Annotated in this window: 19 protein-coding genes and 1 tRNA gene; 7 read left to right on the top strand and 13 right to left on the bottom strand. The window is 71.7% G+C overall.

From position 1 onward, the window contains the following. Positions 1-71 precede the first annotated feature (71 nt). Both ACIQBL_RS12545 and ACIQBL_RS12540 read right to left on the bottom strand, forming a co-directional pair. Positions 72-1,283 carry a sensor histidine kinase gene (locus tag ACIQBL_RS12545; protein ID WP_401940090.1) on the bottom strand — a complete coding sequence of 404 codons (1,212 nt, stop codon included), beginning with the start codon at positions 1,281-1,283 and terminating at the stop codon, positions 72-74. A 79-nt stretch (positions 1,284-1,362) separates the two neighbouring features. Next, entirely contained in the window at positions 1,363-2,400 is a 1,038-nt protein-coding gene (locus tag ACIQBL_RS12540; protein ID WP_401940087.1) for a zinc-binding dehydrogenase, read from the bottom strand. 251 nt (positions 2,401-2,651) lie between these two features. Here ACIQBL_RS12540 and ACIQBL_RS12535 point away from each other — a divergent pair, with 251 nt between their 5' ends. Beyond that, a complete protein-coding gene (locus ACIQBL_RS12535; protein ID WP_401940085.1) occupies positions 2,652-3,155 on the top strand; it encodes a MarR family winged helix-turn-helix transcriptional regulator in 504 nt (167 codons plus the stop codon). Between the two features lie 4 nt (positions 3,156-3,159). Here ACIQBL_RS12535 and ACIQBL_RS12530 read toward each other — a convergent pair whose 3' ends face one another. The 4 genes from ACIQBL_RS12530 to ACIQBL_RS12515 form a co-directional block, all read right to left on the bottom strand. Continuing rightward, positions 3,160-3,852 (bottom strand): response regulator, encoded by a 693-nt coding sequence (locus ACIQBL_RS12530; protein WP_401940082.1) that lies wholly within the window; start codon positions 3,850-3,852, stop codon positions 3,160-3,162. A 111-nt stretch (positions 3,853-3,963) separates the two neighbouring features. Next, complete coding sequence (locus ACIQBL_RS12525) at positions 3,964-5,961, bottom strand: FtsX-like permease family protein (protein WP_401940079.1); 1,998 nt, start codon at positions 5,959-5,961, stop codon at positions 3,964-3,966. A 16-nt stretch (positions 5,962-5,977) separates the two neighbouring features. Then, positions 5,978-6,661, bottom strand: coding sequence for an ABC transporter ATP-binding protein (locus tag ACIQBL_RS12520; RefSeq protein ID WP_401940076.1), 684 nt, complete (start codon positions 6,659-6,661; stop codon positions 5,978-5,980). After that, positions 6,658-7,032 (bottom strand): DUF4333 domain-containing protein, encoded by a 375-nt coding sequence (locus tag ACIQBL_RS12515; RefSeq protein WP_401940073.1) that lies wholly within the window; start codon positions 7,030-7,032, stop codon positions 6,658-6,660. The genes ACIQBL_RS12520 and ACIQBL_RS12515 overlap by 4 nt, the downstream gene beginning before the upstream one ends. A gap of 153 nt (positions 7,033-7,185) precedes the next feature. Between ACIQBL_RS12515 and ACIQBL_RS12510 the strand changes: the two genes are divergently transcribed. Further along, positions 7,186-8,355 carry a sensor histidine kinase gene (locus ACIQBL_RS12510; protein WP_401940071.1) on the top strand — a complete coding sequence of 390 codons (1,170 nt, stop codon included), beginning with the start codon at positions 7,186-7,188 and terminating at the stop codon, positions 8,353-8,355. Between the two features lie 38 nt (positions 8,356-8,393). On the opposite strand, the gene ACIQBL_RS12505 is transcribed toward ACIQBL_RS12510, so the two are convergent. After that, a complete protein-coding gene (locus tag ACIQBL_RS12505; protein WP_401940068.1) occupies positions 8,394-9,206 on the bottom strand; it encodes an SAM-dependent methyltransferase in 813 nt (270 codons plus the stop codon). Positions 9,207-9,270: 64 nt separating this feature from the next. Further along, positions 9,271-10,095: a lysophospholipase gene (locus ACIQBL_RS12500; RefSeq protein ID WP_401940066.1), complete on the bottom strand. Its 825-nt coding sequence runs from the start codon at positions 10,093-10,095 to the stop codon at positions 9,271-9,273. A gap of 177 nt (positions 10,096-10,272) precedes the next feature. Between ACIQBL_RS12500 and ACIQBL_RS12495 the strand changes: the two genes are divergently transcribed. Beyond that, on the top strand, positions 10,273-11,058 hold the full coding sequence (locus ACIQBL_RS12495; RefSeq protein ID WP_401940063.1) for a sulfite exporter TauE/SafE family protein: 786 nt from the start codon (positions 10,273-10,275) through the stop codon (positions 11,056-11,058). 24 nt (positions 11,059-11,082) lie between these two features. After that, complete coding sequence (locus tag ACIQBL_RS12490; RefSeq protein ID WP_401940060.1) at positions 11,083-11,832, top strand: cobalt-precorrin-6A reductase; 750 nt, start codon at positions 11,083-11,085, stop codon at positions 11,830-11,832. On the opposite strand, the gene ACIQBL_RS12485 is transcribed toward ACIQBL_RS12490, so the two are convergent. From ACIQBL_RS12485 to ACIQBL_RS12470, 4 genes are all read right to left on the bottom strand, one after another. After that, a complete protein-coding gene (locus tag ACIQBL_RS12485; protein WP_401940058.1) occupies positions 11,816-12,286 on the bottom strand; it encodes a hypothetical protein in 471 nt (156 codons plus the stop codon). The two genes, ACIQBL_RS12490 and ACIQBL_RS12485, sit on opposite strands and share 17 nt — an antisense overlap. Before the next feature lie 43 nt (positions 12,287-12,329). Then, positions 12,330-14,408, bottom strand: coding sequence for an MDR family MFS transporter (locus tag ACIQBL_RS12480; RefSeq protein WP_401940056.1), 2,079 nt, complete (start codon positions 14,406-14,408; stop codon positions 12,330-12,332). A 69-nt stretch (positions 14,409-14,477) separates the two neighbouring features. Further along, positions 14,478-15,251, bottom strand: a complete 774-nt coding sequence (cobF, locus tag ACIQBL_RS12475; protein WP_401940053.1) for a precorrin-6A synthase (deacetylating) — start codon at positions 15,249-15,251, stop codon at positions 14,478-14,480. A gap of 77 nt (positions 15,252-15,328) precedes the next feature. Continuing rightward, positions 15,329-15,850 carry a DUF309 domain-containing protein gene (locus tag ACIQBL_RS12470; protein ID WP_401940051.1) on the bottom strand — a complete coding sequence of 174 codons (522 nt, stop codon included), beginning with the start codon at positions 15,848-15,850 and terminating at the stop codon, positions 15,329-15,331. A 99-nt stretch (positions 15,851-15,949) separates the two neighbouring features. Here ACIQBL_RS12470 and ACIQBL_RS12465 point away from each other — a divergent pair. Continuing rightward, a tRNA-Pro gene (locus tag ACIQBL_RS12465) sits at positions 15,950-16,023 on the top strand. A gap of 197 nt (positions 16,024-16,220) precedes the next feature. After that, positions 16,221-16,886 carry a hypothetical protein gene (locus ACIQBL_RS12460; RefSeq protein ID WP_401940048.1) on the top strand — a complete coding sequence of 222 codons (666 nt, stop codon included), beginning with the start codon at positions 16,221-16,223 and terminating at the stop codon, positions 16,884-16,886. 248 nt (positions 16,887-17,134) lie between these two features. Here ACIQBL_RS12460 and ACIQBL_RS12455 read toward each other — a convergent pair whose 3' ends face one another. Beyond that, positions 17,135-18,262, bottom strand: a complete 1,128-nt coding sequence (locus ACIQBL_RS12455) for a DUF5954 family protein (protein WP_401940046.1) — start codon at positions 18,260-18,262, stop codon at positions 17,135-17,137. Positions 18,263-18,427: 165 nt separating this feature from the next. Between ACIQBL_RS12455 and ACIQBL_RS12450 the strand changes: the two genes are divergently transcribed. Then, positions 18,428-19,090 (top strand): NUDIX domain-containing protein, encoded by a 663-nt coding sequence (locus ACIQBL_RS12450; RefSeq protein ID WP_328827137.1) that lies wholly within the window; start codon positions 18,428-18,430, stop codon positions 19,088-19,090. The last annotated feature ends 83 nt before the right edge of the window (positions 19,091-19,173 follow it).

Raw genomic sequence — 19,173 nt, 5'->3', positions numbered from 1 at the left:
AGGGACGAGGTACGACGGTCAGGGGTGAGCCGACTTGCTTGACTCACTCAACCATAATGAGATTGATTGAGTTAAGCAAGTGCATTCTGGATGTGGTTCCGGGCGGCGGAGAGCAGCGGCAGCTCGGTGACGACCTCGAAGCCACCCTCGGGGCGGTGACCCGCCCGAAGCCGGCCACCGGCGGAGAGCGCGCGCTCGCGCATGCCGATCACGCCGTACCCGCTGCCGGGCGCGGGGGAGGAGGGCACCGGCGTACCGCCGTGATCGGTGACGGTGATGCCGAGCCGGTCGTGCGAGTAGCTGAGCCGCACCTCGGCCGAGCCGGTGCCCGCGTGCTTGGTCACGTTGGTGAGCGCTTCCTGCACGATGCGGTACGCCGTGAGATCCGCACCGGCGGACAACGGCTGCGGCCTGCCCTCGGTGCTGACGGTGACGGACAGCCCGGCGGGCTCGAACGAGGCGGCCAGCTCGGCCAGTTGAGCCAGTCCGGGCGCGGGCCCCGGGAGAGTCTCCGAGTCGTCCGCGTGGCGCAACAGGCCCACGGTGGCCTTGAGTTCGCGTACGGCCGACAGGGTGGTGCCGGCGAGTTCACCGGCGATCCGCTCTGCCTCCTCGGGCCGGCTGCGCAACAGCCGTACGACCGTGCCGGCTTGGAGATTGGCGAGGACGAGGTGGTGGGCCACGACGTCGTGGAGATCGCGGGCGATCCGCATGCGTTCCTCGGTGACCCGGTGCCGCGCTTCCTGTTCCCGGGTTCGTTCCGCGTGCTCGGCGCGGGCCTGCACGGCCTCCAGGTAGGCCGCGCGGAGCCGGGTCGTGGTGCCGAGGGAGGTCGGCAGCAGCAGCCAGAAGGCCGGGCCCAGCAGCTTCAGGATCAGCGGTTCGTTGTTGGGGCTCACGACCAGGGAGGTGCCCACCAGGAGGGCGATGCCGGAGGCGGTGAAGAGGTTCGCGGTGGTCCGGTCGGAGCGCAGGGCCAGGGTGTGGAGCGCGACCATGAGCGGCCCGATCACCAGGACCGTGAGGAGGTAGCCGAGCGCGGCCACGGCCATGGCGCAGCACAGGGTGACCACCACCGTGGTGCGCGGCAAAGTGCGTCGCCACAGCAGGGCGAGCGAGGAGACGCCCGCGACCAACACGCCGGGCCACCACGGGACTTCGAGGTCGCGGCCGGGGAGCGTCATCAGGCTGCCGGGGAAGGAGCAGGCGAAGAGCGCGGCGGCGACGACCAGGTCGACGGTGCGGGGATGGCAGCGCAGCCGCCGCCGCAGACTGTGGATCATGGCGTGGGGGGTTCCTGTCCGAGAGGGCCGGGCGTCCGCCGGTTCCCGCCATCGACGGCGGGAACCGGCGCGCCCGCGGCTACTCGTCGAAGGTGACGACGATCTTCTCCGCCGCGCCCGGTGTCAGCGCGAGCGTGAAGGCGTCCTCGACCTCGGCGAAGGGCACACGGTGACTGATCAGCTTGGCGAACCGCTCGTGGTGCTCGACGATCTCCCGCGTGACCTCGAAGATCTCGGTGGGATAGCCCTGCGAGGCGATCAGTGTCAGCTCGCTGCGCAGCATCCCGCCCAGGTCGATGTCGGCGCCCTTCTTCTGTACGGCGACCATGACCAGCTTGGCGCCCCACTTCGCGGACTCGACCGTGGTGTTGACGACGGCTGCGACACCGGCGGCGTCGATGTAGACGTCGGTGCCGGGGCGGGGCTGGCCCAGCGCGTTGGCGGCCTGGCCGTGCAGCTCGGTCAGCCGGGCGGTGACGTCCTCCTCGGCGGAGTTGATCACGGCGTCCGCGCCGACGGCGAGCGCCGTCTCCAGGCGCGAGGCGATGACGTCGGCGACGACGACGTGCTCGACCCCGCGCAGCTTCAGCCAGATGGCCGCGCCCAGACCGATCGGCCCGGCACCGAAGATGACGACCTTGTCGCCGGGCTTCGCCTCGGACCGGTTGACGGCGTGCCGGGCCACGGCCATCGGCTCGTTGAGGGCGGCGACGTCGAAGGGCACGGTGTCGGGGAACACGGTGACGCTCTTGCCGATCTCGCAGTCCTCCAGCAGGAGGTAGTCGCTCATGGCACCGTGCTTGCCGCCGCAGCCGATGATCCCGGAGGGCGAGCCCTGCGGGTTGACGACCACCCGGTCACCGGCCTTGAGACCCTCGACCTGCGCGCCGACCTCGACGATCTCGCCGGCCGGCTCGTGGCCGAGGGGGACCGGGACCATGGCGCCGCCGGCTCCGAAAGGGCCGCCGCCGATGTGGAGGAAGAAGGTGTCGGTGCCGCAGATCCCGCAGGCGCGGATCTTCATGAGGGCGTCCTTGGGCCCGGGTACCGGACGCTCGACGTCCACCACGTCGATCTTGTCGACGGCGCCGGTCTGCACGGACTTCATCGTGGCCATGAGGGTGCTCGCTTTCCATGTGCGTGAGGGGTGTCACCGGCCCCGGCGGCGGACGGGGGGAGTACTCCGGCGCCGGGGCCGGTGACGGCGCCATACTCCGTCCCCACGGCGTACGGCGCGACGGGGACACCTCCGCTTCGGTGACCCCGGCTCTGGACTTGCTTGAGTTAGGCAACCATAAATGAATTACTTAAGTCAAGCAATCGTTTTGACCTTGCTTAACTCAGGCAAGTAGCTGTTACGGTGGGCGCATGTCCACACCGCCACCCGCAACAGCGCCCGTTCCGGCGGACGTAGCCGAGATCGAGCGGGTCCTCACCCGTATCGCCTACCTGGCCGGGCGGGCCCGGCAGCACGAGCGTCTGATGACGATGGCCGGGCTGCCGCTGGACCGGGCCGCCGTGGCGATCCTCCGGTACATCGCCGAGAGCGAGCCGATGCGCCCCGGCGTGCTGGCCGTCCGGATGTCGGTCGAGGCGTCTCATGTCACGCGCCAGCTACGGCAGTTGGAGCAGCTCGGCCATGTGATCCGGATCCAGGACCCCGACGACGGCCGCGCCCAGCGCGTCCAGCTCACCGACAGCGGACTGGCCGCCGTCAACCGCATACGGGACGCGAGCCGCCGCGGCATGGAGATGGCACTGGCCCACTGGTCCTCCGAGGACCTGCGGCACCTCGCGGGGCTCTTCCACCGGCTGGTCGACGACTTCGTCACCCACGCCGAGGCCGCCGTGGACGTCGAAGCCTCCGCCTGACGGCTCAGGGCCCCGGCCGCACCTGACCGTGCTGCCAGGCCCAGGCCGCGATCTCGACGCGGTTCCGTGCGGCGAGTTTCAGCTGGACGCTGGAGAGATGCGTCTTCACCGTGGACAGGGAGACGTACAGTTCGGCGGCGATCTCGGCGTTGGTGCGGCCCAGGGCGACCAGGCGGACGACGTCGGCCTCGCGGTCGGTCAGGGGCTCGCGCAGCGCCGGGGCGGGCGGGGCAGCCTTGGGCGCGTCGGCCGTAGGGGCGGTGAGGTGCCTGAGCAGGCGGACGGTGACCGAGGGGGAGACCAGCGAGTCACCGGCCGCCGCCGCGCGGACCGCCTCCGCCAGCAGGATCGGCCCCGAGTCCTTGAGCAGGAACCCGCACGCGCCGCCGCGCAGCGCGCCGTACACGTACTCGTCCAGGTCGAACGTCGTCACCACGACCACCCGCAGCGGATCGGCCACGTCGGGCCCCGCCAGCAACCGCGTCGCCGCGAGGCCGTCCAGCTTCGGCATCCGGATGTCCAGCAGACACACATCGGGCCGCTCCCGCCGGGCCAGCGCCACGGCCTCCTCACCGTCGACCGCCTCGGCGACCACGGTGATGTCGGGCTGCGCGTCCAGGAAGAACCGGAAACCGGTACGGACCATGTCCTGGTCGTCGGCGATCAGCACGCGGATGGGTGGGGCGGGGACGGTCATGGGTCGATCATGCCTCAGGGGGAGTTCTTGTTTGGGGGCTCGGTGGCCGGTGGTCGCCCTGGACACGCGAACGTCCGAGGGCGGACACCGGCAGGCACACGGCCGACGGGGTCAGTCCGTCGTCTGGGCCGGGTTCGCCGTGACCGCCCGGAGGAGGGGGCGGCTCGCGCCGATCGCGGTGAGCATGGCGAGGGCGCCGAGGGTTGCGCAGACGGCCAGTTGGACGGCGCCGGTGGTGCTGATCGTGCTGCCGGCCGCCTTGTCGACCTGGACGGCGGCGTACAGGCCGGTCGCGGTGGTGCCGCCGGCCAGGACGAGCAGGGGGAGGACCGTCTCGCGGACCCTGGCCCGGTCCAGCACCTTCAGTGGGGTGCCGGACAGCCGCAGCAGACCGTACGTACGACGCCGGTCGAGGACGTTCGCGGCGGCGGTCAGGCCCGCGGAGGCCGTCGCCACGAGGAAGCTCACGGCCAGGGTGGCGGTGCCGAGTTGGGCGAGACGGTCGGTGATGGCGGTGTCCTGGGCCTCGGCGTAGGCCCCGGTGTACGGCAGTCGGCCCGCGCCGAGGGGCTGAAGAGCCGTGACGGCCGCGTCGAGCCGGTCCGGTCCGCCCGGGACGTGTGCGATCACGCCGTCCATGCCGCCGAGGAGGAAGTCGTCGTCGCTCGTGCCGACGGTCGCCTCGATGCCCGCCGCGCGCAGCAGCGTGCGGGCCTCGCCGACTGTGTGCCGGGCGGCAGACGCGCTCGACAGGGGTACGGCGACCTGGCCCCGCTGGTCGAAGCCGACGATGGCGAGATGGCCGACGGTGAAGAAGCCGGCCACGAACCCGGCGAGCACCAGACCGCTCACCGTCCGCCAGGCACCGCGCGGGTCGTCGCTGAGCCGTCGGGCGGCCAGCAGGGTGGCCGGGCGGCGGGCGAACCGGCCCGCGATCCGGCCCAGCCGGTCCACGACCCACGGCCCGAACATCCAGAAGGCGCCGTAGAACAGCAGCATCAGCGCCGCCAGCGTCCCGGGTTTCAGAGCGCCGCCGTCCGTACTCACGCGGATGTAGACCAGCACCGCCACGAACAGGACGAGCCGGATCAGCCGGGTGCGGCGCGGATCGGACTGCTGGGCGACTCCGAGCGGCGAGGAGGCGACCTGGCGCAGCGTCGACATCGCGCTCACCGCGATCAGCGCGACCACGCCCGCCACGACCGCCGCCACCCAGGGCAGCCCCACCCACAACTGCCCGATGTACCACGTACCGATGCCGTACGGCACTTCGGCGAGCGCGGGCAGCAGCGCGCCGTAGGCCAGCGCACCCGCCAGGGCGCCGGCCGCACCCACCGCCGCCGCCTCCACGCCGGTCATCGCGAGGATCTGCCGGGGAGTCGCCCCGGCGAGTCGCAGCGCGGCCAGCCGTTGTTCCCGGCGGGCCGCGCCGAGCCGTCCGGCGGCCGAGGCCAGCACGATCACGGGGACGACCAGGAGACCCACGCCGAGCAGTACCGCCGTCCGGTCGTCGACGGTGAACACGCTGCGCCGCGTTCCGGAGAACCCGGAGACCACGGCGCGCGCGGTCAGCCCGTCGTCGTAAATGCCGTGCCCGTCGGCCGACTTGGAGACCGCCGGGTCCGTGGGCGCCCGGCCGACGACGGCCACGAGGTCGTCGGGCGAGGCGAGTCCTGCGGCGCCGATCGTGCCGTAGGGCGTCGACTTCGGGAAGCGGTCGGCCAGTTGGGAGGAGGGGAGGTCGCGGAGCAGGGCGGCCAGGGCGGGGGAGACGTACAACTCGCCCTGCTTCGGGAAGGAGTTCAGGCCGGGAGGGGCGGGTGTCCGTCCGCGGCCGGGGAGTTGGGCAAGAGAGACGACGGTGATGGGCCGGTCGCGGGCGTAGGTCGTGGTGAGGGCCTGGACGGCGGTGCCGTGGCGGTCCGGGGCGGGGGTGCGCCACGCCGTGCGGTCGGCGCGGGCTCCGGCGCCGAAGTAGGCGGCGAGCAGCGTCAGGAGGACCAGCGAGCCTACGGCGGCGGCAGCGGCGGCGAGGAGCTGGCTCTGCCAGCCGCGGCGGCCGGACGACTTGGCGAGGTGCCAGGTCAGGGACAGGACGGGGGAACGCATCGAGGGCTCCGGAGGCTCAACTGACGGTGAACTGGCTGTGGTTGGTGATCCGGCCGTCGCGGACCTGGAGGATCCGGTCGCAGTGGGCGGCCACCGCCGCGTCGTGCGTGACCATCACCAGGGCGGCGCCCTGCTCACGGGTCACCGATGTCAGCAGGCGTACGACCTCCGTGCTGGTCGCCTGGTCCAGGGCGCCGGTCGGCTCGTCGGCGAAGACCACGTCCGGCGCCACGGCCAACGCGCGGGCGATGGCGACCCGTTGGGCCTGCCCGCCGGACAACTGACCGGGGCGGCGCCGTTCCAGACCGTCCAGACCGAGGGGTGCGAACCAGCGCCGGGCGCGCTCGACCGCCTGACCCCGCGGCAGCCCCTCCAGCATCAGCGGGAGGGCGACGTTCTCCTCGGCGGGCAGTTCGGGGAGCAACTGGCCGGACTGGAAGACGAATCCGAAGCGCTTGCGGCGCAGGGCGCTGAGCCGGTTCTCGCCCAGGTCGTCAATACGCTCGCCGCGCAGGAGGACCTGGCCGTCGTCGGGGCGGATGATCCCGGCGAGGGTGTGCAGCAGCGTGGACTTGCCGGAGCCCGACGGCCCCATGATCGCGAGCGAGTCGCGGGCACCGACTTCGACGTCCACGCCCGCCAGGGCCGTAGCGGAGCCGTACTTCTTGGTGAGGCCGACACCGGCCAGGACGGTGTTCATGAGCGGTCGAACTTCCATGTGACGGAGTCGGCCGAGGCCTTGACCACGGTGACGGGGATGTGGACGGTCGAACCGTCGCTCTTCCGGCCGGTGCAGGTCACCGTGGCTCCGGCGACCGCCTTCAGGCCGGTGGGGCAGGTGACGGCGGAGACCTTGTCACCGACCCAGGGAAGCGGGTGGTACCTGCTCTGCGCGCGGCCGGCGACGATGCTGCCCGACAGCGCCTTGTGGCCGTCGACCGACACCGTGCTGTGCGCGTCCAGCTCGGTGGTGGACTCCGTACCGGAGAGCAGATGGGTGCCGAGCGCACCGAGGGCGAGCGCCGCCGCCGCGCCGCCGATCACCCCGATGACGAACCTGCTGGACTGCATCACGTACTCCTGAAGGGTCGGAGAGGAAGAAGTGGCTCCACTCTCACCGGCCCGGACCCGCGCCCGCCTCGGCCGAACGGCCAGGGTTCGCGGCCCGCCCGCTCGACCGTTCGGCCGATCCCGTCCCCCCGAGCCTCGCATACCGTGACCAGCATGAAATCCGTTACCGGCCGGGGCTGCGCGCGGGGGCTCGCCGTGGGCGCCCTGCTCGGGCTCGCCGTCTACGACCTGAGCTTCACGGCCTCCACCGGCCGGGCGACCTGGCCGGCGACCGTGGTGCTCCTCACCGGTCTGGCCGCCGTCCTGTGGCCCGTCGCCCGGCGCCCGCCGTGGCTCACCCCGCAGCTGCGCACCGCCGTGCCCGCCGCCCTCTCGCTGTCGTACAGCGCGGGCGCGATACTCGGCGGGCGGACGGAACTGTTCGGCCCCGGCGAGATCATCATCCTGCTGACCCTGACCTTCGTCGCCGTACGGCACTGCCCGCAGCCGTGGGCCGTGGTGTGCGGGTCCCTGGACGGTCTCGCGCTGCTCGCCCTGCCCGCACGCTACTTCCACTCGGTCACCGACCAGAACCTCCCCCTTGTCACGGCGCTGGGGCTGGTGCTCCTCGGCAGCACCGCCGGGATGGCCGGCTATCTGCGCTCGCTCGACTACCGCCGCACCGTCGCGGTCACCGAGACCCGGCGCGCCGAACGCCTCGCCATCGCCGCCGACCTGCACGACTTCGTCGCCCACCACGTCACCGGGATCCTCGTGCAGAGCCAGGTGGCCCGCATGATGGCGGGCGGCCGGCCGGACGACCTCGACCCGGTCCTCGCGGGCATCGAACGCGCCGCGACCGAGGCCCTGGCCTCCATGCGGCGCACGGTCGGCGTCCTGCGCGACACCGGACCGGACGCGGCCGACCGCCGCCCGGTCGGCGACCTGGCGGCCGTCGCCGAACTCGTCGACGGTTTCGCGAGCCCCGTCCAGAAGGTCACCCTGCGCCGCGACCCCACCCTGCCCGACGACCTCCCGCACGAGGTCCAGGCCGCCGCCTTCCGGGTCGTACAAGAAGCCCTCACGAACGTACGACGCCACGCGGCCGACGCCGCCGAGGTCACCGTGGCGCTGCGCCGCTCCGGCCGGCGCCTGGAGGTCACCGTGACGGACGACGGCCGCGGCGGCACCCAGCTCCCGCCCGCCGCACACGGCGGCGGCTTCGGCCTCGTCGGACTCACGGAACGGGTGACGGCGTTGGGCGGTGAACTCCGGGCCGGTCCGCGCGAGGGGGAAGGGGTGGGGTGGGAGGTGCGGGCGGTGTTTCCGGCGGGGCGGTTCTGAGGGGTCCGGGGTCCCACGGGAGCATTGCTTCTGGCTTGTCAGACCTTGAAGCCCACGCCGCCGTACAGCGAGATCGGTCCCTCGCCGAGCGGTGTCTCGCCCTCCGCGAGTTCGTGATGCCAGTCGGCCACGGACACGATTCCGGGATCGACCGGCTCAAGTCCCTTGAAGAAGCTGCTCACTTCGGTGTGCGAGCGGGCCACCAGCGTCACCCCGCCCGCCGCGTACGCGGCGATGCCCCGCTCCACCTTCTCCGGTTCGAAGTCGGCGGTCATCGCGGAAACCACCAGGCAACTGCCCGGCGCCAGCGCGTCGATGAGGGTGTCCACCAGTTCGTGGGCGCCGTCCTCGTCCGCGATGAAGTGCAGCAGCGCGATGAGGGACAGGGCGACCGGGCGGTCGAAGTCCAGGACGCGGGCCGCCTGTTGGAGGATGGTGAGCGGTTCGCGGGCGTCGGCCTGGAGGTACTCCGTCGCGCCCTCGGGGGTGCCGTGCAGCAGTGCGGCGGCGTGGGCGAGGACGATCGGGTCGTTGTCGACGTACACGACCCGCGCGTCCGGCGCGATGGACTGGGCGATCTGGTGGAGGTTGGGCGCGGTCGGTATGCCGGTGCCGACGTCCAGGAACTGGCGGATGTCCGACTGCCGGGCGACCAGCCGCGTCGCCCGCTGCATGAACCAGCGGTTGGCCCGCGCGGTCCGCGGGGCGCCCTGGTCAAGTGCCGTGATCCGACGGCCGAGTTGCTCGTCGACCGGGTAGTTGTCCTTGCCGCCGAGGAACCAGTCGTACACCCGGGCCGGATGCGGCTTCGATGTGTCGATCCGCCGGCCGGCCGGTTCTGTCCCGGTCACGCGACGCTCCTCTGCTCGACGGTGCCCGCCGACTCCGACGGGTGGTGCGAGAAGTCTGGCACGGTCACGCCGACCGGGTGACGCCCCTCAACACGCCGTCCAGGAAACGGATCAGGTCCGCGAAGACCTCCGCCCGGTTCGTCTCGTGGAACACCTCGTGCCGGGCGCCCGGATAGACACGCTCGGTCAACTCGCCGCCGCTCAACCGCTCGACGCCGACACGGCTCCCGGCGAGCGGGACGAGCCGGTCGTCGCTGCCGTGGAGCCAGAGCAGAGGGAGAGGGCCGATGTCCCCCGACTCGGCCACGGTCGCCAGAGTGCGGGCGAAGGCCTCCACCGTCGGCCGCTTCATCGGGCCGTGCCAGACCAGCGGGTCCGCCGTGTACGCCGTACCGACCGCGGGGTCGCGGGAGAGCGCGGCCGGGCTGATCGGGATGTCGGGGATCCCGGCGAGTGCGAGCAGCCGGCCCGGCAGTTCCCAGCCGCCGATCACCGGCCCGGACAGCACCAGCGCGGCCGGCTCGTCGCCGTGACGCTGCGCGAAACGGGACGCGATCAGGCCGCCCATCGAGTGGCCGATCAGGACGAGGGGGACACCGGGGTGCGCGGCGCGGGCCAGGTCGGCGACGGTGCGCAGGTCCGTGACCACGTCCTCGAAGTCCCCGATCAGTACACGCTCACCGGCCGACCCGCCGTGCCCCTGGTGGTCGGGACCGTAGACGGCCGCTCCGTGCGTCAGCAGTACGGCGGCCAACTCGGCGTACCGGCCGATGTGTTCGCCGTACCCGTGCGCGACGAGGGCGATGTACCGAGGGCGCTCGTGCGGCCACTCGCGTGCGGTGATCGTGCCCCGGGTGCCCTTGAGAACGTGCTCGCGGGTGTCGGCCATGTGTCCTCCGGAGGTGTCGGGAAGGCACCGGTCCCAGGGGATCCTTCCAGGTGGTGGCGGTGCTGTGGAACGCCGGCAGCCCCTCGCCCGTGTCGACGGCGCCGAAGCGCGCGCAGGGGCCACCTGGCGAGACACTCCTTACGCGGCCAGATGTATGGACATACCATCGGTCCTCGCATGAACACGATGACGCTCTGGCACATATCCGGCTGGGAATTCGCCGCGCTCGCCGCCGCGGCCCTGCTCGTCGGCTTCTCCAAGACCGCCGTGAGCGGGGCCAACACGGTCAGCCTCGCGATCTTCGCAGCTGTCCTGCCCGCCCGCGCCTCCACCGGCGTACTGCTCCCGCTCCTGATCGTCGGCGACGTGCTCGCCGTCCTCACCTACCGGCGGCACGCCCACTGGCCCACGCTGCTGCGGCTGTTCCCGGCGGTCGCGGCGGGAGTCGTGATCGGGACACTGTTCCTGGTGTGGGCCGACGACGCGGTCGTACGGACCTCGATCGGCGCGATCCTGCTGTTCATGGCCGGGGTCACCCTGTGGCGCCGGCGCAAGGCGGAGGCCGGAACCGGGGCCGACGCCGAGCCCGACTCGGTCACCACCAGGTCCGGGCGCGTGAAGGCACGCTCGTACGGTGTGCTCGGCGGCTTCACCACGATGGTCGCCAACGCCGGCGGCCCGGTGATGTCGATGTACCTGCTCTCCGCGGGCTTCCGGAAGCTGGGCTTCCTCGGCACCTCGGCGTTCTTCTTCCTCATCGTCAATGTGACCAAGGTGCCCTTCAGCGTCGGCCTCGGCCTCATCGACGGCCACTCGCTCCTCCTGGACGCGGCACTCGCGGCGTTCGTCGTACCCGGTGCGTTGATCGGCAAATGGGCTGTGAACCGAATCAACCAGCGGCTGTTCGAGCAGCTCGTGATCGCGGCGACGATCGTGGGCGGACTGCAGTTGCTGCTCCGCTGACACGTGATCTCGTACGCTCGCCCCATGCCCCCGCACATCCTGGTCCTCGGCGGAACCACCGAGGCGCGTGAACTGGCCGCCGAGCTGGCGGCCCGGCCCGGAGTCAGGGTGACCACCTCCCTCGCGGGTCGGGTGTCGCGGCCGGGGGCGTTGGCCGGGGACGTACGGATCGGCGGGTTCGGCGGGGCCGAGGGGCTCGCCGCGTGGTTGCGCGAGCACCGCGTGGACGCCGTCGTCGACGCCACGCACCCCTTCGCCGAGTCGATCACCGCGAACGCGGCGCGGGCCGCGACGGCGACCGGGCTGCCCGTCGTCGTCCTGCGCAGGCCCGGCTGGCGGCCGGGTCCCGGAGACCGCTGGCACCTGGTCGACTCGCTGGAGGATGCCGCGGACACGCTGCCCGGAGTCGGTCGCCGAGTCCTGCTCACCACCGGCCGCCTCGGTCTCGCCGCCTTCGCCCACCTGACCCGACTGCACTTCGTCGTACGGTCGGTGGAGCCGCCCGGACCCCCGATGCCGCCGGACGCCCAAGTGCTGCTGGCGCGCGGGCCGTTCACGGTGGCGGACGAGGCGGCGCTGTTGCGCGGGCACCGGATCGACGTGGTCGTCACGAAGGACAGCGGGGGAGCGGCGACGGCGGCCAAACTGACGGCCGCGCGGGAGGCGGGCGTTCCGGTCGTGGTCGTACGACGGCCGCCGTTGCCGGAGGGCGTGAGCGCGGTGCCTGATGTGGGTGGGGTGCTGGAGCGGCTGGGAATCAGTCCGGGGCGGTGACCGTGGCCCGGAGGCGGTCCACCGCGCGCAGTACCTCGTCCCGGTTCTCGGCGCTCTTGATCCAGGCAGGGAGGCGGGCGACCGGCGTCATCCTCCGGCCGGTGTCGTACCAGGGCGCGCGCTCGCGCAGGTCGGCGGCGACGAACCGCCGGATCAGGTCCAGGTGTGGGAGGTGGTACGCCCACAGTTGCCCGTGCCTGGTCTCGGCCCGCAGCCACAGGGGCGGCCGGAAGCACTGGTTCCGGCCCGTGTTGATCCGGCACAGGCCGCAGGACCGGCAGATCACACGGGACTGGGGGAGACGCCTGCCCTCGGCGTCGGCGTCGGCGGCGGTGCGGGGCCGTCGCTCGAAGTGCGCGATCCGTTCGCGGCGCGGGCAGCGCACCAGCACCGACGCCGCGAAATGCCAGAGCGTGTCGCCGGGGTCGTGGAAGCGCACGGGCGTCGGGGACATGCCGCGAGTATGACCACAGCCGCTCCTGCCGGGCACCCGGTTTTCAGGAGGGCGCGCTGCCCGCCAACTCCGCCGGACGCTGCGGCAGTCCACTGCTCAGGTCCTCCACCAGGAGCCGCTTGGCGATGGAGTCGACGGCGGCGCGCAGGTCCGTGCCCGACGGGCGGCCGATGTCCTGCTGTACCCGTTCCTCCAGCCAGTTGCCCCAGGCCCTGCCGATGACCTCGGCCTCGCGTTCGCCCGCCGCGGTGTGCGAGAGGAGGTTGCCGTCGCGGGTCAGGTAGCCCTCCTGGACCATGCGGTCGAACACCGGGAGGAGGACCTCCGGGGGCATGTGACGGCGGGCCGCGATCAGGCCGAGGCTCGCGTGGCCGACCATCCTGGTGAACAGCTCGACCTGCATCACGGCCCAGGCACCGGCGATGTCCAGCCGGGTGTCGGAGCCCGTGATGATCCGGCGGGCGGTGTCGAGGTCCGTGCTGCCGATGACCTTGCCGACGGCGGCTTCGAGGAGCCGTTGCGAGTCGCCGCCGCGCGGTGACGCGAAGCCCTCGCCCATGTCGGTGGAGCCCATCCGCGCGCTGTCGCGCAGCTCGACCTGCTTGAGGAACAGGGCCACGACGAAGCCGATCACCGCGACCGGGACCGCCCACCGGAACACCGTCTGGATGGTGTCCGCGTAGGCGTTGATGAGCGGCGCCGCGGTGGCGGCCGACAGCCTGTGCAGGCCCTCCGGGCTGGTCGCCGCCTTGGTGATCACGGCCGGGTCCAGTCCGCTGGTCTTCGCCGCCGAGGCGATCCCGTCGCGGAGGTGGGGGCCCAGGCTGTTGGTGTAGATCGTGCCGAAGACGGCGGTGCCGAACGAACTGCCCAGCGTACGGAAGAAGGTGACGCCGGAGGTCGCGGTGCCGAGGTCGACGTACTCGACGGTGTTCTGCACGGCGATCGTCAGGACCTGCATGCACAGGCCGATGCCGGTGCCGAGGACGAACATGTACAGCGACTCCAGCCAGGCGCCGGTGCCCGGACCCATGAGGGACATCAGATAGAGCCCGACGCCCATCACCAGGGAGCCGACGATGGGGAACCAGCGGTACTGGCCGGTCTTGCTCACCACGTTGCCGCTGAAGACGGACGCGATCAGCAGCCCGATCACCAGGGGCAGCGTCCGCACCCCGGAGACCGTGGCCGAGTCGCCGTCGACGTACTGCAGATAGGTCGGCAGATACGTCAGCGCGCCGAGCATCGCGAAGCCGACGATGAAGCTGAGGATCGAGCAGACGGTGAACACCGGGTTGGCGAACAGCCGCATGGGCAGCATGGGTTGCTCGGCCCGGGTCTCCACCCAGCAGAACAGACCGAGCGCGACCGCGCCGCCGACGAACAGGCCGATGATGGTCGGCGAAGCCCACGCGTACTGGTTGCCGCCCCAACTCGTCGCCAGGATCAGCGAGCTCGCGCCGACCGCGACCAGTGCGATGCCCAGGTAGTCGATGACGGGCCGTACCGTCGACTTGACCACGGGGATGGTGCGGGCCGCCGCGATGACGACAATGATCGCGATGGGGACGTTGACGTAGAACGCCCAGCGCCAGGTGAGGTGGTCGGTGAACAGGCCGCCGAGCAGCGGTCCGACGACCGTGGCCACGCCGAACACCGCGCCGATCGCGCCCTGGTACTTGCCGCGCTCCCGCAGCGGGATGACGTCGGCGATCAGCGCCATCGCCGTCACCATCAGACCGCCCGCGCCGATGCCCTGCACGGCCCGCCAGGCGATCAGCAGCGTCATGTCGGTGGCGAGACCGCACAGGAACGAACCCGTGATGAACACGATCGCCGAGACCTGGAAGACCACCTTGCGGCCGAACAGGTCACCGAACTTGCCGACCAGCACGGTCGCCACGGTCTCCGCCAGCAGATAGGCGGTGACCACCCACGACATGTGCGCGGCACCGCCCAGGTCCGACACGATCGTCGGCAGGGCCGTCCCCACGATGGTCTGGTCGAGGGCCGCCAGCAGCATGCCGAGCATGATCGTCACGAAGACGACGTTGCGGCGGCGAGGGTCCAGCACAGGGGGCTGCTGCGCGGAAGGCAGCGCGGTTTCCTCGGCGACTGTCACGAGGTCACTTTCACACCGGTGGGCTACCTCTGCACAGTGGGCGGGTCCGCTCGGGTACCGCCCCGCGCGCTACTCGGCACCCGGGTGACGGCGCAGCAGATACGTGTCCATGATCCAGCCCTTGCGCTCACGGGCCTCCGCGCGCAGCCGCTCGATGCGCGGGGCGGCCTCGGCTATCGGACCGGAGGCGAGGATCTCGTCCGGGGTGCCCAGATAGGCACCCCAGTAGATGTCGATGTCCTGGTCCGCGTACCGCCGGAAGGCCTGGTGCGCGTCCAGCATCACGACCACGTCGTCCACCCCCTCCGGGAACCCCTCGGACAGCCGCCGGCCCGTGGTGATCTGCACCGGCCGCGCGACCCGGTTCAGTCCCGTGCGGTGCCGGGCGACGAGCGCCGAGACACTGCTGATGCCGGGCACGACGTCGTACGCGAACTCCACCGCGCCCCGCTCCAGGATCTCCTCCAGGATGCCGAGCGTGCTGTCGTACAGCGAAGGGTCCCCCCACACCAGGAACGCGCCGCTCTCGTCCTCGCCCAACTCCTCGGTGATCAGCCGCTCGTAGATGTCCGCGCGGGCGCTGCGCCAGTCCCCGACCGCGGGGGAGTACGCGGCGCCGCCGGCCTTCCGGTCCCGCTCCGGGTCGCGCGCCTCCACCAGGCGGTACGTCCCCTCCGGTAGGTGCGCGTCGAGCATGTCCCGGCGCAGCCGCGTGAGGTCGGACTTCACCTCGCCCTTGTCGAGGAGGAAGAACACGTCGGTGCTCCGCAGCGCCCCGACCGCCTGGAGGGTGAGCTGCTCGGGGTCGCCCGCGCCGATACCGATGACATGAATCTTTCGCACGCCCCCGAGTCTGCCCCACGCCACTGACAGTCCGTACACCGCACCGGCCGGCCACGGCGTCCCGTGAAACGGCCGGGCTACGACACCCCGCGCAGCCGGGGCGCCCGAGCCCGCGCGTCCACACTCCCGCCGCCCCGCTCCACGTCGTCCCCGAGCCTCCGCGCCCACGCGGCGACCCCCGCGAGATCCATCCCGTACGGCCGCTCGCGCCCCGTCACGGACGCCCACTCCTCGACGCCTCCGGCCCCGCGCCGCAACAGCCGCGCCCCGCCGGTGACGTTCCCCCGGGCCGCGTGCGTGAGGCCCACGGCGAGCTGGGCGAGCGCGCGCCACAGGGCACGCTCCTCGTCCGGCCCCGACTTCCAGGCGTCCTCGAACACCTCGTGCGCGTGGAACGGTTTCCCCTCGTCGAGCAGCGCCTGCGCCTCGACGACGGTCACCTCCGGCGCGCGCACGACCCCCTCGGGCTGCCGTGCCACGCCGTCCGCGGCGTAGGGCAACGGCCGCCCGAGCCCGTCCCGAGGCCGGGCATTGCGCGCCCGCCCCTCGTCGTCCCGGTCCCGCGCGCCGGCCGTACCGCCTGACGATGTGTCGTCCATACGAGGATTGTCCCGCGCCCGGTGCCGGCTTCGGCGCACCCCCGGGCGTGGGGTAAAGTGCTGTTCGCGCGATCACGCGGTTCACCGCGAGAAGCGCACCGGGACGTGGCGCAGCTTGGTAGCGCACTTGACTGGGGGTCAAGGGGTCGCAGGTTCAAATCCTGTCGTCCCGACTTTTCGAAGTCGTAGATCAGAAGCCGTATCGGAATCATCCGATGCGGCCTCTGGTGTTCTCCGGCCCCCGCTCGTCCCGTGGGGGTGTCGGTAGGAACACCCCCGATTCGGGTCCTCAGGCCCAGGGACTGTGCGTGCCGGCGGCGGCAGGATTCATGGCGTACCGAATCCGTCGCACGGAAATCCGGGGGACCCCATGAACGAAATGTCGGCCAGGCGTCTGACGGGCGGCGCGGGAATCGCCGCCGCTGTCGCTCTCATCGTCGAAGTGCCCCTGTACTTCATCTATTCGGGGCCGCCGCCGGACGCGAACGTTCTGGCCAGGCTGCTGATCGGGATTGTCGCGCTGGCGTTTCTGCTCGTGTTCGTGACCGCGTTCCGCGAGCTGGTGAAAGGGGTGAATCCCGCGTACGAGTGGGCCGGTTCGATGGCCTTCACGGCAGGGCTGGTCTACGCGACGGTCACGCTGGTCTCCAGTGGTCTGGAGGCCGGTGCGGTGATCGCCGCGGACCGTCCGATCGACCCGACGATCGAGGTCAGCGGCACGTACATCCTCTACGGGTCGATCTCCCGGCTCATGCTGGCGTTCTTCCTGACCGCGCTGGGATTCGCCGTCTCCCGTACGGAAATGCTGCCGCGCTGGACCGGCAGGTCGGCCTATGTCCTGGCCGGGATCAACCTGGTTTTCGTGCCGTCGCTGTTCTTCGGGAACACTCCCGCGCATTTCTACGCGGCGAACGGCTGGGGCACCACCGCGCTGATGGGCGCGATTCTCAGCTATTGGCTGCTGGCGCTCGGGATTTCCACCTACCGCAGTGCGAGGACATCGGTACCGGCTCCGGCATCTGCAATGCGGCGCTGACCGGCACCGCGGTGCCCGTCCCACTGAAGTCGTGGGACGGGCACCGACGCATTTCGCGCTCCGGTCCCGGCGTGATACCCGGGGTGGGTATGCTGCCGCCATGGCCCGCAATGTCATCACGGCTCAGAGTGCCGAGATCGAGCAGATGGACAAGATGCTCGGCAAGGGCTGACACCGATGCCGAACGGGGCCCGACCGCGGACCACGCGGTCGGACCACGCGGTCGGGCCCCGGCTCGGGCCCCCCGCTCAGGACCCCTCCGCGGCCTCCCGCCGCAGGCGCTGCTCCTCGAACAGGCGCAGGAACTCCTTCGCCTGCTCCTCCGCGACGCGCCGCTGCTCGGCCTCCTCCTCGCTCAGCTCCCGGTCCTCGTCCAGCAGTCCCTGCTCACGCAGTTGCTTCTCCTGGACGGCGGTGGGCAGTTCGGGGTCCGGATCGGAGGGGCGCGGGCCCTCGGGACCGTCGGGGCCGACGCGCACGAGCCGTTCCACGCGCACGATCCGCGTCCGGCATCCGTCGATCTCGATCTCGTCGCAGCGCTCCGCGTCGATCCGGTCGGCCAGCCGCGCGTACTCGGCCCGCGTCTCCTCGTCGAGCTGCTCCATGACCGGCGCCATCACCCGCAGATAGGTGGTGAGCGTGTCCCGCGACCCCTGCGGACTCGGGTTCGTCATCTGCGTCGGCTGCCAGCCGCCGTTCGCGTACTCGGCGGCGGTGAACTCGGCGGGCAGCAGCACACCCCCGGGATGCGTCTCCAGGGCGCGCAACGAGTCCTTCCGTACGGCGGCGGGAGCCGTGCCCCGGGCGTGGACCAGCGACAGCAGCTCCATCCGCAGGATGCCCTCGGACATGCCCGTCGCCGTGAACGGGTCGATCACGAACCCCTTGGTACGGCTGCGGTATTCGTGCCCGTGCCCGACCTTCGCCGGGTCGGGGTCGGACGGCCGGGGCGGCTCCGGTCCCGTCGGTCCCATCCGGATGAACTGGTCGGCCCGTACGACCCGGAACCGGCGGCCGAGCACCGCCAGTTCGTTCACCGGCTCCCAGTCCAGCCGCTCCGCCATCCGCAGCCACTCCTGCTGGGCGGCCGTGTCGCCCGCCTCGCCGGCGTCCCGTGCCCGCTCGCGGAAGGTCATGGCCATGGTGTCGCGCGAGCCCTGCGGGTAGCCGCTGGAGAACAGGGAGAGGATCCGCCATCCGCCGGACTCCAGCTCCTCGGCCACGCCGAACACCGGGCCGCCGCCACCGAGGACGTTCGGATAGGCCTCGCGGGCCTGCCACGCCTCCACGTCCGCGAGGGCCGCCGCCGGGGCCTCCGGCAGCGCCTCCATCCTGATCATCCGGTATCCGGGAACCTGATCACCGTGCTCAGACATGCTTCCAGGATGCCCGGGCGGGCGGACGGTACGCGACGAATCAACGCAACCGGTACACCAGTTGGGCTCGCGGGCCACGGGATTCGATCACGCATTCCCCACCCGGGGGTGATAGAGGTCTGACATGAACAACTCGATCGTCCCCTCCCGTCCGGCAGGTGCCCGATGACCGCCGGCGCCGACACCCCCGACCGCCGGGGCCGCACCGGACTCGACCGCACTGGCCTCGACCTGACCGGCAACCCCCGCGTCAGAGTCCGCGACGTGACACTGCTGTCCAGCCACTGGTACGTCGAGCGCACCACCACCTTCGACTTCCGGCACGCCGACGGCACCTGGACCACCCAGGAGCGCGAGACGCACGACCGCGGCAACGGCGCCACCCTGCTCCTCTACGACGCCGACCGCGAAACGGTCCTGCTCACCCGCCAGTTCCGGTTCCCCGTGTACGTCAACGGCCACCCCGACGGCATGCTCGTCGAGACCCCGGGCGGACTCCTCGACGACGAGGACGAACACCCCGAGGAGGCCGTACGGCGCGAGGTGGTGGAGGAGACCGGGCACACCGTGGGCGAGGTGGAGCACGTCTTCGACGTCTACATGAGCCCCGGCTCGGTCACCGAACGCATCGGCTTCTACGCCGCCTCCTACGGCCCCTCCACCCGCACTCACGAGGGCGGCGGCCTCCAGGAGGAGGGCGAGGACATCGAGATCCTCGAACTGCCCTTCCGCAGAGCCCTGGAGATGATCCGCACCGGGGAGATCGCCGACGCCAAGACGATCATGCTGCTCCAATGGGCCGCGCTGGACGGGCCGTTCGCCAAGTAGGCGCCCGGGGCCTTGACTTGAAGTGCGCTCCAAGCGGAAGACTCCCGTTCGCGCCCGGAGCACCGGACGCGAACGGGAGGGAC

This window comes from Streptomyces sp. NPDC088350 (assembly GCF_044753545.1).
Taxonomy (GTDB): Bacteria; Actinomycetota; Actinomycetes; order Streptomycetales; family Streptomycetaceae; genus Streptomyces.
Note: the sequence above shows the minus strand (reverse complement) of the source record. Positions and strands in the feature narration are given on the sequence as shown.

What these genes read in the sequence shown, in the direction of transcription:
- ACIQBL_RS12545 (WP_401940090.1), bottom strand. Translation starts at nt 1,283, where the DNA reads ATGATCCACAGTCTGCGGCGGCGGCTGCGCTGCCATCCCCGCACCGTC.
- ACIQBL_RS12540 (WP_401940087.1), bottom strand. Translation starts at nt 2,400, where the DNA reads ATGGCCACGATGAAGTCCGTGCAGACCGGCGCCGTCGACAAGATCGAC.
- ACIQBL_RS12535 (WP_401940085.1), top strand. Translation starts at nt 2,652, where the DNA reads ATGTCCACACCGCCACCCGCAACAGCGCCCGTTCCGGCGGACGTAGCC.
- ACIQBL_RS12530 (WP_401940082.1), bottom strand. Translation starts at nt 3,852, where the DNA reads ATGACCGTCCCCGCCCCACCCATCCGCGTGCTGATCGCCGACGACCAG.
- ACIQBL_RS12525 (WP_401940079.1), bottom strand. Translation starts at nt 5,961, where the DNA reads ATGCGTTCCCCCGTCCTGTCCCTGACCTGGCACCTCGCCAAGTCGTCC.
- ACIQBL_RS12520 (WP_401940076.1), bottom strand. Translation starts at nt 6,661, where the DNA reads ATGAACACCGTCCTGGCCGGTGTCGGCCTCACCAAGAAGTACGGCTCC.
- ACIQBL_RS12515 (WP_401940073.1), bottom strand. Translation starts at nt 7,032, where the DNA reads ATGCAGTCCAGCAGGTTCGTCATCGGGGTGATCGGCGGCGCGGCGGCG.
- ACIQBL_RS12510 (WP_401940071.1), top strand. Translation starts at nt 7,186, where the DNA reads ATGAAATCCGTTACCGGCCGGGGCTGCGCGCGGGGGCTCGCCGTGGGC.
- ACIQBL_RS12500 (WP_401940066.1), bottom strand. Translation starts at nt 10,095, where the DNA reads ATGGCCGACACCCGCGAGCACGTTCTCAAGGGCACCCGGGGCACGATC.
- ACIQBL_RS12495 (WP_401940063.1), top strand. Translation starts at nt 10,273, where the DNA reads ATGAACACGATGACGCTCTGGCACATATCCGGCTGGGAATTCGCCGCG.
- ACIQBL_RS12490 (WP_401940060.1), top strand. Translation starts at nt 11,083, where the DNA reads ATGCCCCCGCACATCCTGGTCCTCGGCGGAACCACCGAGGCGCGTGAA.
- ACIQBL_RS12485 (WP_401940058.1), bottom strand. Translation starts at nt 12,286, where the DNA reads ATGTCCCCGACGCCCGTGCGCTTCCACGACCCCGGCGACACGCTCTGG.
- ACIQBL_RS12470 (WP_401940051.1), bottom strand. Translation starts at nt 15,850, where the DNA reads ATGGACGACACATCGTCAGGCGGTACGGCCGGCGCGCGGGACCGGGAC.
- ACIQBL_RS12460 (WP_401940048.1), top strand. Translation starts at nt 16,221, where the DNA reads ATGAACGAAATGTCGGCCAGGCGTCTGACGGGCGGCGCGGGAATCGCC.
- ACIQBL_RS12455 (WP_401940046.1), bottom strand. Translation starts at nt 18,262, where the DNA reads ATGTCTGAGCACGGTGATCAGGTTCCCGGATACCGGATGATCAGGATG.
- ACIQBL_RS12450 (WP_328827137.1), top strand. Translation starts at nt 18,428, where the DNA reads ATGACCGCCGGCGCCGACACCCCCGACCGCCGGGGCCGCACCGGACTC.